This window comes from Stenotrophomonas sp. AR029 (genome assembly GCF_047520695.2).
GTDB lineage: Bacteria > Pseudomonadota > Gammaproteobacteria > Xanthomonadales > Xanthomonadaceae > Stenotrophomonas > Stenotrophomonas sepilia.
On record NZ_JAXBQQ020000010.1, the window covers coordinates 1 to 13213 of the forward strand.

The 13213-nt window shown below is 68.9% G+C and carries 12 protein-coding genes; all 12 read right to left on the minus strand.

Features of this window, described 5'->3' with window-relative positions; translation table 11 throughout:
* Positions 1 to 513 precede the first annotated feature (513 nt).
* The 12 genes from gspD to ACM0PB_RS19625 all read right to left on the minus strand — a co-directional run bounded on the left by gspD (position 514) and on the right by ACM0PB_RS19625 (position 13182).
* Positions 514 to 2715, minus strand: a complete 2202-nt coding sequence (gspD, locus tag ACM0PB_RS19570) for a type II secretion system secretin GspD (RefSeq protein ID WP_065186243.1) — start codon at positions 2713 to 2715, stop codon at positions 514 to 516.
* A 9-nt stretch (positions 2716 to 2724) separates the two neighbouring features.
* Positions 2725 to 3513 (minus strand): type II secretion system protein, XpsN-like, encoded by a 789-nt coding sequence (locus ACM0PB_RS19575; protein WP_065186244.1) that lies wholly within the window; start codon positions 3511 to 3513, stop codon positions 2725 to 2727.
* Positions 3503 to 4210, minus strand: a complete 708-nt coding sequence (gspM, locus tag ACM0PB_RS19580) for a type II secretion system protein GspM (protein WP_065186245.1) — start codon at positions 4208 to 4210, stop codon at positions 3503 to 3505. The genes ACM0PB_RS19575 and gspM overlap by 11 nt, the downstream gene beginning before the upstream one ends.
* Positions 4185 to 5330, minus strand: a complete 1146-nt coding sequence (locus tag ACM0PB_RS19585) for a PilN domain-containing protein (RefSeq protein WP_065186246.1) — start codon at positions 5328 to 5330, stop codon at positions 4185 to 4187. The genes gspM and ACM0PB_RS19585 overlap by 26 nt, the downstream gene beginning before the upstream one ends.
* Positions 5327 to 6190, minus strand: a complete 864-nt coding sequence (locus ACM0PB_RS19590) for a type II secretion system minor pseudopilin (RefSeq protein WP_065186247.1) — start codon at positions 6188 to 6190, stop codon at positions 5327 to 5329. The genes ACM0PB_RS19585 and ACM0PB_RS19590 overlap by 4 nt, the downstream gene beginning before the upstream one ends.
* The gene (locus ACM0PB_RS19595) at positions 6187 to 6819 is read right to left on the minus strand and encodes a type II secretion system protein J (RefSeq protein ID WP_053499709.1); all 633 of its coding nucleotides are present in this window, start codon (positions 6817 to 6819) and stop codon (positions 6187 to 6189) included. The genes ACM0PB_RS19590 and ACM0PB_RS19595 overlap by 4 nt, the downstream gene beginning before the upstream one ends.
* The gene (gene xpsI / locus ACM0PB_RS19600) at positions 6816 to 7235 is read right to left on the minus strand and encodes a type II secretion system protein XpsI (RefSeq protein ID WP_005415227.1); all 420 of its coding nucleotides are present in this window, start codon (positions 7233 to 7235) and stop codon (positions 6816 to 6818) included. Before xpsI ends, ACM0PB_RS19595 begins: the two co-directional genes overlap by 4 nt.
* The gene (gene xpsH, locus ACM0PB_RS19605; protein ID WP_049417201.1) at positions 7232 to 7726 is read right to left on the minus strand and encodes a type II secretion system protein XpsH; all 495 of its coding nucleotides are present in this window, start codon (positions 7724 to 7726) and stop codon (positions 7232 to 7234) included. The genes xpsI and xpsH overlap by 4 nt, the downstream gene beginning before the upstream one ends.
* A 6-nt stretch (positions 7727 to 7732) precedes the next feature.
* On the minus strand, positions 7733 to 8176 hold the full coding sequence (gspG, locus tag ACM0PB_RS19610; protein WP_005415225.1) for a type II secretion system major pseudopilin GspG: 444 nt from the start codon (positions 8174 to 8176) through the stop codon (positions 7733 to 7735).
* Between the two features lie 49 nt (positions 8177 to 8225).
* A complete protein-coding gene (gene xpsF, locus ACM0PB_RS19615) occupies positions 8226 to 9446 on the minus strand; it encodes a type II secretion system protein XpsF (protein ID WP_005415224.1) in 1221 nt (406 codons plus the stop codon).
* A gap of 24 nt (positions 9447 to 9470) precedes the next feature.
* Complete coding sequence (gspE, locus tag ACM0PB_RS19620; protein WP_235649844.1) at positions 9471 to 11192, minus strand: type II secretion system ATPase GspE; 1722 nt, start codon at positions 11190 to 11192, stop codon at positions 9471 to 9473.
* 136 nt (positions 11193 to 11328) lie between these two features.
* Complete coding sequence (locus ACM0PB_RS19625) at positions 11329 to 13182, minus strand: S8 family peptidase (RefSeq protein WP_414604869.1); 1854 nt, start codon at positions 13180 to 13182, stop codon at positions 11329 to 11331.
* Between the last annotated feature and the right edge of the window lie 31 nt (positions 13183 to 13213).

Here is a 13213-nt window from a genome sequence, read left to right on the forward strand (position 1 = left end):
GCGGCATCCATGCCGCGGCCCCCCCCGCGACCGGACCCACCCCGCCTTCGACAGATTTCTGCGATCTGTTGGACGTGCTGATGGGGGTCAGATCCGTTTTCCAGCGGAAAACGGATCTGACCCCATTTCCTGATTTCGAAATCTGACAGACAGTCATCCACGCATGGCGTGGATCTACCGTGTCGACCAAGGTCGACACCTGCCAACAGCCGCGGGAATCTGTCAGAGGTGGGGCGGGGTGGGTGGGCAGGACCGTTGGCGCCATGGATGGCGCCATCGAGCCCCCAGGGGTGAGGGCGCTTTGCTTGCGAAGCACTGCTTCGCAAGCGCCCGAACGCCCAGCCGCCAGCGGCTGGGCCGGTCTGGGGGTTTACGGCGTGTCCTGCCCACCCACACCGCCCCGCCATCCCACGGAATGCCCGCTGTTGCTGTGGCTTTGGCTGTTGCCGCTGCTGTTGCCGGCCAGCGGCCGGCACTACCGCGGGTGCCGGGCGCCGCCCGGCCGTAAACCCCTTACTTCTTCGCGCGCGGCTGGTTCAGCGGCTCCATCGCGCGGAAGCGCTTGCTGTACTCATCGGTCAGGTTGCGCGATTCCTGGCTGTTGCGGACGATGGTCGGGGTCAGCAGCACGATCACTTCCGAACGACGGCTGGTGCGGGTCTTCTGCCCGAACAACGCACCGACCACCGGAATCCTGCTCAGGCCCGGAATGCCGCTGCTGCCATCGGTGGCCGAGTCGGTGATCAGGCCCGCCAGCATGATGGTGTCGCCGCTCTGTACCGCCGCTTCGGTGGACAGCTTCTTGGTCGAGATGCGCGGGTTGCAGTTGCGCTCGTTCGGGTTGCAGGCGTCCGGCACGTCGGAGGCGCTGCTGACCTCCTGCACGATATCCAGGAACACAGTGCCATCGCGGGTCACGCGCGGGCGTACCTTGAGGATCACGCCCGTGTCGATGTACTGCACCGAGCTGTAGGTGCTGGTGCCCACGCCGGTGTTCACCGTGGTGGTGTTGATCGGCACCTTGTCGCCAACGTTGAGCGTGGCCTCGGCGTTGTTGCGCACGAACACCGACGGTGTCTGCAGCAGGCGCAGGTCGGTGACCTTGTCCAGCGCGCTGACCACGGCGGCCGCGTTGTGGCCGGTGAACGCCCAGCCCACGCCGTCGTTGCCGGTGACACCGCCGGCGAAGGTATTCCACGAACCGCCCGCTGCCGGCGGCAGGGTCAGGCCTGCCAGTGCGCCGGTCAGCGCGCGACCAGCCACGGCGTTGTCGAAGAACCAGTTCACGCCATACTTCAGGTCACCGGTCAGCGCGACTTCGGCCACCTGTGCCTCGATGTGCACCTGCAGCGGCATCACGTCCAGCTTCTCGATCACCTCGCGGATCGAGCGCCAGGCCTGCGGCGTCGAGCGAACCAGCAGGGTGTTGGTCTCCTCCACCGCCGACACGCCGACGCGGTCGCCCTCCACTTCCAGGCTGACACTGACGTTGCCGGGCTGGCGCTGCGGCAGGTTCAGGCTGCCGTTGCTGCTGCTACTGCCACTGCTCCCGCCCAGCGTCGAGCCGAGGGTGCTGCTGTTGTTGTCCATGCCACGATCGCCGTCACCGCCCAGCTGCGACGGGATGGCGCCCGGTGCCAGCGAGGCCGGGCCGGAGCCGCCGCGGTTGCCACTGCTGGCGAAGGCCTCGCTGAGGCGCTCGGCCAGGTCGCGTGCCTTGATGTAGCGCAGCTCGTAGGAGAACAGGCGGGCGCTGCCACCTGCGGTGTCGATGCGATCCAGCCACTGCTGGATCTGGTCCAGGTAGCGTACCTGCGGCGTGATCACCAGCACGGCGTTGGCGTTCTCCAGCGGCAGGAAACGGAACATGCCAGCACTGGGCGTCTTGCTCTCTTCGCCGAACACCTTTTCCAGGTCGGCCGCGACCTGCTCAGCCTTGCCCGACTGGATCGGGAACACGCCCACCGACATGCCCGACAACCAGTCGACGTCGAAGATCTCGACGGTGCGCAGGTAGTTTTCCAGTTCTGCGCGCGTACCACCGAGGGTGATCACGTTGCGGCCGCTGTCCACGTTGACGATGGCGTTGGGGCGCGCATACGGCTCCAGCACCTTCTTCATCTCGGTGGCCGAGATGAACTGCAGGGGGACCACGCGGACCTCGAAGCCGCGTGCGCTGGCCGCCGGCGCGGTGCTCGGCGCGACCGTGCCGGCCAGCGCCTGGTCGGCGGCGACGATGTTGTAGCGCCCACCGCTGTAGACCATGCGTGCGTTGTTCCAGCCCAGCACCATCTCCAGCAGGTTCAGCGCCTGCGCCGGCGAGACCGGCTTGGGCGTGGCCAGGGTGACCGTGCCCTGCACGCCCGGTGCGATCACGTAGTTCTGGCCAAGCATGTCACCAAGGATGGCCTTGACCACCGCATGCAGCGATTCGCCTTCGAAGTTGAAGGTGGCCTCGCCGGTGCTGGCGCCATGCAGCGCCGGTGCCGGTGCGCGCGCGGCCTCACGGTTGATCATGGTGCCGGTGCCGCGGCGGATCACCGCCTGCGGTGCGCCCTGGCTCTCGCGGGCGGCATCGGCGGCGACGTCGGCTGCCTGGCCGGCATCGGCACTGGGCGACAGGTTGCCGTTGCGCTGCACGTGCGGCGCGGACACCGTACTGCAGCCGACCAGCAGCGCGAGGGCAAAGGACCAGGGAAGAAAACGCAGGTTCATGCATTCACTCTATCGGTTGGTGCCATCGCCCGGGGGCGGCGACGGTTGTTGCTGCTGTTGTTGCAGCTGGCGGCGACGGGCCTGGATGCGTTCGCGGATGGCCTGCATCTGCGCTTCGCTGGGACCGTTGTTGTTGGCCGGTGGTGTTTTTGCAGCTGACGCCGCAGGTGTGGGGGCATTGCCGGCGGGCGGCGTCGGTGGGGTGGCCGCGACCGGGGACGGCGCCGGCGGAGCACCCGCCGAAGGCGGCACAACGATCGCACCTGCAGGCGGTACACCGTTGGCACCGCGCAGCACCGTCGGCGGCTCACCGCCCTGGCCGTTGAACACGGCCAGTTCCAGGACCTGGTTGCCACCGGGGCCGATCACCGTGGCCTGGCGCGGCTGCAGCGCCACCAGCTGCCAGCCATCCACGGCTTCGCCGTTGAGACGCAGGCGCAGCGAGCGGTTCTGTTCGGTGGTGAAGGTGGCCATGCCGAAATCGCCGGTCAGCAGCACGCCGGTCAGGCGCAACGCGGCACTGGCCGCCGGTTCGCTGCCCCCCAGCAGATAGGGCCGCGGCCTGCGGTCTTCGGCGAATAGCGGGCGCTCACCGATCGCGCTGTAGCTGTCGGCGCTGGCCATGCGCTCGGCCGCCAGCGGCGGCAGCGATGGCAGCGATGGCGCGGCGTCGGCATCACCGTCGGCGCCCGGCAGCTGGCTGCCCAGCCCGAACACGGTTGACAGCCAGACCGCCGCCGCCCAGCCGGCCAGTGCCAGCAGGAAGCCGGTACGCAGGCTGATCTGCTCAAGCTTCATCGGCCACCTCCGGCCCTTCGGACGGGGGCGCCGGCTGGGGCGCAGGCGTGGCCTCGGCCGGCGACGTGGACGGTGCCGCAGCGGGTGCCGGTACCGTGCCGTCGGCGGCGGCGCCTGGCAGCAGATAGCCGGCCAGCTCGAAGGACACATCCAGGCCCAGCCCCGATTCGTTCGGCGATTGCTGGAAGCGCTGCGCGATCAGGTTGAGGTTGTCGACGAACAGGCGGGGGCTGCCGGTTTCGAGGCTGTGCAGCACGGTGGCCAGTTCGGCCACGCCGCAGCGCAGGCGCACCTGCATGGCGACGCGCACGAACTCGGCATCGCGCCGGTTGTCGGTCAGCGGCGTGCGGTTGCTGATGGTGCAGCTGCGGTTGCCCGGGCTGGCCATCGCCACCGCATCCTGCAGCCGGGCGCCCAATGCAGCGGCGGCAGCTTCGGCAGTGGCTTCGCGCAGGAAGCCTGGCCGCTGCTGCAGTGCCTCGCGGGTAGCGCGAAGGCGCTGTTCGATCTGCGGCTGCTGCTGCAGCTGCGCCTGCACGCGCGACTCGCGTTCGCGCAGGGCGGCGACATCGGCATCGATCGCACGCAGCGGCTGGGTGAACCAGGGGTGCACCAGCAGCAGATAAGCCAGGCCCAGCACTGCCAGCAGCAGTGCCAGCGCCAACCAGCGATCACGGCGTGCGCTTGGCATCGGCATCGGCCGCCTCCGGGGTCGGTGCTGCGGCCGGCAACGGCTGCAGTTCGGCGGTCATGGTGAAGCGGTCGCGGCCACTGGCCGCGCCATCGGCCTGCAGCACCCCGGTCAGGTTGACCTTGCGCCACTGCGGTGCATCCTGCAGCAGCTGCACCAGCTGCGATGCTTCGCGGCTCAGGCCGATCAGCTGCAGGTTGTTGTTCTCGATCGCCAGCTTTTCCAGGTAGGTGCCTTCCGGCAGGCGCCGGGTCAGTTCGTTCCAGATCTCCACCGTACCGGCGCGCTGGTTGCGCTGCTTCTCAAGGAACGCAGCACCATCGATCAGCGCCTGCAGCTGCGCGCGTTCGCTGGCCACGCCACGCGCGCTGCGCGCGCTGCGCTCGACCTGCGCACGCAGTTCGTCGGCGGCGGCCTGGCGGTTGTCCAGCAACTGCACCGCGGCCAGTACCAGCATCACGACGGATGCCGCTGCCAGCAGCAGGTTCCAGCGCCGCATCGGGTCTGGCCGCAATTGGCGCTGCGCGGGCGGCAGCAGGTTCACCTGCAACACGTTGCCCTGCGCATCGATGGCATCGACGCCGGCCAGCGCATCGGCCCATTGGCCCACCCGCGTGCGCCATGCTTCCAGCTGCCGCAGTGGCCACGCCACCAGTTCGACCTGCAACTGCCCTTCGCCGCCCGCGCCGAGTTCACGCACGTCATAGCTGACCTGGGACGCTTCGAACGGGGTCTGCCGGTCGATTTCGAAACCGACCACGGCACGCAGGCGGTCAGCCGCCGCGGCGGGCAGGCGCAGCGTGCGCCGCAGCACATCCGCCGCGGGCAGCAGCCACACCCGGGGCAGGCTGCGCAGGCGCGGCTCGAGTACCCGGTCCAGTTCCACCGGCGACAGCGGCCACGGCAGGCGCGCCACCACTTCGCGGCGTTCACCGGCCTCACGCCAGACCTGCAGCTGGTCGCTCTCAGGCTGCAGCAACAGGCGGGCCTGGCCCCAGCCCAACGCCCATTGCCAGCGCACCGGTACCCAGGCCAGCAGCGACTGCCGCCACCAGCGCAGGAAGCGGCCAGCACCCGGGCCGATCCGGCCCTGCACTTGCCGCAGACTGTCCTGCCACGCCGTCATCTTGCTGTCATTCCCTGCTCCCAGCGAAGCACTGTGTAGGTCCGCCCGGGAACCCCGCCCGAGCCACTGCGTACCACTGCCTGCAACACCGACCTGCGTCCACTGCTGTCGATGGCAGCGGACTCGATACTATAGGTGCCGCTGCTGCTGGCAAGCGTTGTCGTACCACCAGCGGAATCTGCATCACGCTCCTGCTGTGCGCGCTGCGCCATCACCCTGTCCGCATCCAGCCCCAGCGCGCTCAGCACCGGCGCACTGGCGAACTGCGGATCCGGCCGGGCCTGGCGGCTGTACAGGGTCAGGTGCGGCAACATCGCCCGGTACAGCGTGCCGCGCATGCCCAGCACGCGCTGCAGCTCGCCCAGGGTCTCGAAGCGCTTGTTGCGTGGGCCATAGGGCAACCCGGCTGCGGCGTAGTCCTGCGCTTCAGCACCACCGCCCGGCTGCAGCAGGCTGTCCTCGTCACGCCAGTCGATGATGGCCGCGGCCAGCTGCCGGGCCTGGGCATCGTCTTCACCCAGCGCCTTGAGGAAGGCGGTCAGCAGCGCGGCATCGGCCAGGTTCAGGTTGATCTTGCCGTTCTCGTCCAGCACCTTGATCTCGATGCTGGCGTCGTCGAACTGCCAGCGATAGGTCCGGCCATCGGCACGCCAGGGCGCGCGCTGCGGATCGGCCGACAGGCGCAGCAGGGCATATTCGAGGCCGGCACGCGCACGTTCCTGCCCGCGTGCATCGTCATCCAGCACGCGCTGCTGCAGGTGTTCGACCCGTGCGCTCAGCGCGAATGCGCCGACCAGCGCGGTCATCAACGCGATCAGCCACAGCACCAGCACCAATGCCGCCCCAGCCTGACGCCTCATCGCGCGCCTCCGCTGCCACCGGCGCGCAGCGCCACCACCAGCGGTGGCCACGGCGCTCCCCGGGCCGGCACGATCTGGATCTCCACCAGCATCGGCAGGCGGCGGGTGTCGTCCCAGCGCGGCATCCAGTCGGTCACCTGCCCAGTGCTGGCATCGATACCCCGATAGCGCAGCTGCACCGACTTCAGGTTCTCCACCAGCACCTCGGGCGGGCGCGGTGGATTCTCGGCGATGCGCTCGCCTTCCTGCAGCAGCACCAGGTCCAGCAGCAGGCGCTGTTGGCCATCGCGTCCGTCGACCTGCAGCGCGTGCAGGTAGGGGCCGCCACGGCCGAGGTATCCGGGCAGGTCGGCGGCGAACAACATGCGTTGCTCCTCCCCCTGGAAGAAGATCGGTTCGCGGGTGGGGTCCGGAACCTCAAGCGGGGTGCGCAACGCGCCCGCCAGCTGCCTGCGAAGCAAGGACTCGACCGCGCGCATGCGTTCGCTCTCGGCGGCGATCTGCTCGCCACGCTGGCTGACCGCCATCGCCGAGCGCACGCTGGCAAAGGCCAACGCCAGGCCGCCGGCCAGCAGCACGGTGGCCAGCATCACTTCGACCAGGGTGAAACCTGCGGCGCGGCGCCTCACCGCGCATTCTCCAGGTCGGGCGGCAACAGGCGCAGGCTGCGCCAGCGCAGCTGCTCGCGCTCGCTGTCACCCCAACGCACCTGCAATTGCAGCTCTGCCAGCCATGGGGTCCCCGGTGACGTGGCCTGCACGACATTGCCAGCGCGTGGTTCCACCCACGGCTGAACCTGCAGTTCCCAGTGATAGCGCCCCTGTTCCCAGTCACCCTGCTGGCTGCCCACCTGCAGCGGTGCGTCAACGCCGGCCTCGGCCAGCAACGACTGTGCATGCAGCACCGCGCGCGTGCGCAGCTCGGCATCGCGCACCTGTTTTGCGCCGCCGGACAGGCTGCCCAGCAGCAGGGTCAACGCCAGGCCCAGCAGGGCGAAGGCGATGATCACTTCCAGCAGGGTGAAGCCACGCGCGCGCCGCTTCATTGCGCCCGCCAGGGGCCGGAGCGGACCTCGCCGGTGAGCCAGCCGACGTCGACGCGCCATTCGGCGCCGTCGCGCTGCAACCGGATGCGGCCACCGCTGGAGCCACCATCGGGATGGAATTCGATCACGCCCTGCCCTGGCGCGGTGGCCAGCTGCGCGGCGCCTTCGAACTGCACCTGCAGCTGTGCGGGCACCTCACCGTGGCGCTGGTTGGCGCCCTCCCAGCGCCGCCGCGCCGGCTCGATGACGAAGCGCTGCGGTTCGCCGCGGGCGATTGCCTGCGCGCGCACCATGCGCAGCTGGCTGGCGATGTCCTTGCCGGCGCTGCGCAGCTGCATGCCGGCGAAACCACGCGACAGGCCAGCGGCGGTGATCAGGCCGATCGCCGCGATCAGTGCGATCACCAGCAGCATTTCCAGCAGCGACAGTCCCGCCGCGCGCCTGCCGTGCAGGCGCGGGTGGGGCAACCGGCGCGGCAGGAAATACGTCATGCGCGGTTACGGCTGGTAGCGGATGTCAGCGTCGACGCTGCTACCGCCGGCCTTGCCATCCTTGCCCAGGCTGACCAGCTCATACGGCTGGCCTTCGCCCGGTGCGCGGTATTCCAGGGCGTGGCCCCACGGGTCGTTCAGGTCGGCCGGCTTGGCGTACGGACCGAGCCAGCCGCCAACACCGGCCGGTGCGGTCACCAGGTCATTGAGCGAGCCGGGCAGCTTGCCGGTGTCGATCTGGTAGTTGTCGATCTTGGACGCCACGGTCTGCACCTGCGCCTTGGCGATGTTGGCCTTGCCACGGTCGGCACCGCCCAGTACGCGGCTGGCGACCAGGGTCAGCACCGCGCCGATCAGCACGATGACGATGATGATTTCCAGCAGGCTCATGCCCGACTGGTTGCGCGCGGCGGTGAAGGAAAGGCGGATCGGTCGGCGACGGGCAATCATGGACGGTCCTTTCAGTTGCGGAGTGTCGGGGTTGCAGGGAGTGCCATCGTCAACCGATGGCATTGGTCAGGTCGTACAGCGGCACCAGCACGGCCACGATCACCGCGCCCACCACCGAGGCCAGCACCAGGGTGATCGCCGGCACCATCGCCGCCAGCAGGCGGTCGATGCGCCGGGCACTATCCTGTTCGAAGGTGTCGGCGGCCTTCAGCAGCATGGTATCGAGGGCGCCGGATTCCTCGCCGACCTGGATCATCTGCAGGGCCAGGCGCGGGAAGCGCTTGCCGCGCGACAGTGCCAGCGACAGGCCGGCACCATTTTTCACTTCATCGGCGGCCGCTTCCACATCGGCGGCCAGCGCGCGGTTGCCCAGTACGTTGCGCGCGATGCCCAGTGCGCCCAGCAGGGGTACGCCGTTGCGCAGCAGGGTGCCCAGCGTGCGCGCCAGGCGCGCGGTCTCCAGTTCACCGACGAGACGGCCGATGCCACGGCGCTGCAGCAGCCAGCCATCCAGCGCCAGCCGGAACGCCGGTTGCCGCGCCTTGCGCTCGAAGAACAGCGCCAGCAGCGCCGGCACCACCAGCAGCAGCACCCACCAGTCGCGCACGAACAGGCCCAGCTGCAGCACCGCATTGGTGAACCACGGCAGCGCCACGTCCAGGCTCTCGTACATCTGCGCGAACTGCGGCACCACGTAGCCAAGCAGGAACAGCAGCGCACCGCCCACCACCACCAGCAGGATCGCCGGGTAGACCAGCGCGTTGATGACCTTGCCCTGCAGCGCGCGGCTGCGCTCCAGGTAGTCGGCCAGGCGTTGCAGGGTTTCATGCAGGCTGCCGCCGGCTTCGCCGGCGCGCACCATGTTCACGTAAAGGCGCGAGAACAGCCCATGCTGGCGTTCCAGCGCGGTGGACAGCGGTGCACCGCCGCGCACCACGTCGCGGATGTCGGTGATCGCGCGGCGCGATCGTTCGTCCTCGGGCAACCCCAGCAGGATCGACAGCGCGCGGTCCAGCGGCTGGCCGGCACCGAGCAGGGTCGCCAGCTGCTGGGTGAACTGCAGCAGGGCGGCGCCCTGCAGGGGGCGCTGCTGCAGCAGGTTGCGCCAGCTGCGGCCGCCGATCGCGCCGGCGTCGGCCAGCTGCGTCTCCATCGGCAGGTGGCCCTGGTCCTGCAGGCGCGCGATCAGCTCGGCCTCGCTGGCCGCTTCCATCTGCCCGTCGAAGACCTCACCGTGCGGATTGAGCGCCTTGTAGCGGTAGTTCGGCATGTCAGCCCCGGCGTCCTGCGCGCATCAGCTTTCCTCGGTCACGCGCAGCACTTCCTCGATGGTGGTCTGTCCGCTCAGCGCCTTGGACAGGCCATCCTCGTACATGGTGCGCATGCCGGCTTCGCGGGCGATGCGCTCGATCTCGCCCATGCCATCGCGACGCATCACCGCACGCCGCAGCGCATCGTTCATCACCAGGAATTCCATGATGGTGGTACGCCCCAGGTAGCCGGTCGGCGCCAGCGCCGAGGGCTTCGGACGGTAAAGGTGGATCGGTCCCTCCGGCTGCAGGCGGCGCAGCTCGAAGCGTTCGATCTCCTCTGGCGAGGCTGCGTAGCGTTCGGCATGGGTGGGCTCCAGCCGGCGCACCAGGCGCTGGGCCAGGATGCCGTTGATGGTCGAGGTGAGCAGGTAATCCTCCACGCCCATGTCGAGCAGGCGGGTGATGCCACCGGCCGCATTGTTGGTGTGCAGGGTGGACAGCACCAGGTGGCCGGTCAGTGCCGACTGGATGGCGATGCGCGCGGTTTCCAGGTCGCGCATTTCACCGATCATGATGATGTCCGGATCCTGGCGGACGATGCTGCGCAGCGCGTTGGCGAAATCCAGGCCGATCTGCGGCTTGGCCTGGATCTGGTTGATGCCCTCGATCTGGTATTCGACCGGATCTTCCACCGTGATGATCTTGACGTCGGCGGTGTTGAGCTGGCTCAGCGCGGTGTACAGCGTGGTGGTCTTGCCCGAGCCGGTCGGGCCGGTCACCAGCAGGATGCCGTGCGGCTGTTCCAGCACCTTGCGGAACTGCGGCAGGAAGGCGTCGGTGAAGCCGAGCCGGTGGAAATCGAAGACCACCGTTTCGCGGTCCAGCAGGCGCATCACCACGCTTTCGCCATGCGCGGTAGGCACGGTACTCACGCGCAGGTCCAGCTCCTTGCCCTGCACGCGCAGCATGATGCGGCCGTCCTGCGGCAGGCGGCGCTCGGCGATGTTGAGCCGGGCCATGATCTTGATGCGGCTGATCACCGCGGCGGTGAGATTGGCCGGCGGGCTCTCGCCCTCCATCAGCACGCCATCGACCCGGTAGCGGACCTTCAACCGGCTCTCGAACGGTTCGACATGGATATCCGAAGCGCGCAGTTCCACCGCACGCTGGATAACCAGGTTGACCAGACGGATCACCGGCGCTTCCGAAGCGAGGTCGCGCAGGTGCTCGATATCGTCGACCGCGCCGCCCTCGCCATCGGCGGTTTCCACGATCGCGCCCATCGCGCTGCGGCCCTGGCCGAACCAGCGCTCGACCAGGTCATCGATCTCCGCGCGCATGCCCAGCACCGGTGTCACCGGAACCCCCAGCGCCAACTGCACGGCCTGCTGCGGATAGGCATCGTGGGCATCGGCCAGCCACAGACGCACCCCGTGTTCATTCAACTCCAGCGGGCACACATGGAACTGCTTCAGGAAACGCAGCGACAGCGGCAGTCCCTCGGCCAGCGCCTGCGGCGGGGCCTCCGGCACCTGTTTGCCCTCCAGCAGCGGCAGGCCCAGCACCTCGGCGCTGGCCTGTGCCTGGTCGCGTTCAGACACCAGGCCCAGGCGCACCAGCAGGCCCAGCAGGCTGCCGCCGGCCTCGGCGTGCAGCGGCCGCGCGCGCGCCAGGTCTCCTTCCTTGAGCCGGCCGCGTGCCAGCAGCGCATCCAGGATGCGGCCTTCGGCATCGTCGGTAACGGTTGCAGCGAGCGCGTTCACGTGACTCTCCTGTCAATCGGACCGACTTTAGCAGTTAAGCCATGATTTCCGCCGCCCTGCGGCCAGCTTTCGTAAAAAGACGAAGCCCGTCACACAGGATGACGGGCCTCGGCCGTTCAACTACGACACGTCAGGCTTACTGCGTGGCGAGGATGCTCACGCCGTTGTAGGCCGCTTCGCCCACCACCTTGATGTAGTAGGTGCCTGCCACCGGCTTGTTCACCCGTACCGTTTCGGACGTGCCGGGACGGGTCGACTTGCCATCGTTGTCGCTGGCGCTCGGCTCGCGTCCCTGGGCGATGTAGACCGACACGTTGCCGGTGCCACCGTAGGTGATCACGCTGAGCTGCTTTCCGGCGGCTGCCTCGAAGCTGTACAGGCGGCTGCTGCCGGCCGTACCGTTCAGGCCCCCCACGGCGGCCTTGTTGGTCAGCGGCGTCGCCACCGGCCCGCAGTTCTCGGTGCACGGCTCTTCCAGTGCCTTGGCCAGCGCCGCCTTGGCATCGACGATGCCGGTGCCGATCGGAGTGGCGGCCGGGATACTGACCGGGAACGGGCGCGCGGTTTCCTTCAGCAGCGCGCGCATCGCGGCGGGGGCCAGCGGATCCTTGCCCTTGGCGATCAGCGCGCTCTGCACCAGTGCAGCGACGGCAGCCACGTGCGGCGAGGCCATCGACGTGCCACCCATGCCCATGTAGCTGTAGCTGCCTGACTCCGGCGTGGTGGCCGCATCGGAACCGGACTGCCAGACGTAGCCGCCCGGATTGCCATCGACGCTGCCGCCACCACCCGGACCGGACAGGTCCACGCGGGTGCCGTAGTTGGAGTAGTAGGTGATGCCGCCGGTGATGCGGGTGGCGCCGACGGTCACTACGCCGTCGCAACTGGCCGGACGGTACTTGGATGCGTTGTCGGTCTCGTTGCCGGCCGCCACGACCACGGTGGTGCCACGCGAGATCGCGCCATTGATCGCATCCTGGTAGGTTCCGTCACAGCTGCCACTTCCACCCAGGCTCATGTTGATGATCTCGGCCGGGTTGGCATTGGCGGGCACGCCCGCCACGGTGCCGCCGGAGGCCCAGGTGATGGCGTCGGCGATATCGGAAAGGTAGCCACCGCACTTGCCGAGCACGCGGACCGGCAGCACCTTGGCCTTGTGCGCGACACCGGCCATGCCGACGCCGTTGTTGGTCTGCTCGGCCACGGTGCCGGCCACATGGGTACCGTGCCAGGAGCTGTCCTCCGCGACGGAGCCGGTGTAGCACTCATTGTCGTTCTCGACCCAGTCGCCATAGTCCTGCGCGCCCGGCACGCGATCGTTGGTGGCACGGCGCGACGTCTCGGCGTCGCTGATGAAGTCGTAGCCTTCCAGCAGGTTGCCGACCAGGTCCGGGTGCTGCGGCAGGATGCCGGTGTCGAGCACGGCCACCACCACGCCCTCGCCCTGCGATACATCCCACGCCGACGGTGCGTTGATGCCACCGGTGGCGTTGTGCAGGTGCCACTGGTACTGCTGGTAGTACGGATCGTTCGGCGCCAGCGCCGGCTGCACGTCACCGGCGCGCAGCTCGGTGCGGCGCAGCTTCACGTCGGCTTCGGCGTACTGCACGGCCGGGTCGGCCTTCAGCTCCTTCAGCACGCGCTGCAGTTCCGCAGGCGCCAGGCGGCCCTGCAGGCGGATCAGGTCGGCACCGACGCCGAGCTTGCGCACGACCTGCGGGCCAAGCGTGCTGGCGCGGGCGGCGCCACCGGACAGGCTGGCGCGGGTCAGCGCGGACTGCACGGCGGACAGCTTGGCCGAACGGTCGTCCGCCGCAGCGGTGCCAGCACGATACTTGACGATGATGCGCTCGGCGCCCGGCTCGGCGGTGCTGGCCTGGCGCACCGGTTCACGGGTCGGCAACCCGGCGGCGTGGACGGCACCCACCGCGGTCATCGACAGCACGGCGGCGGCAAGCACATTGATGCGAAGGTTCTGCTTCTTGATCACGTCGAAATTCCTCTTCTGGGTCATGGATCGA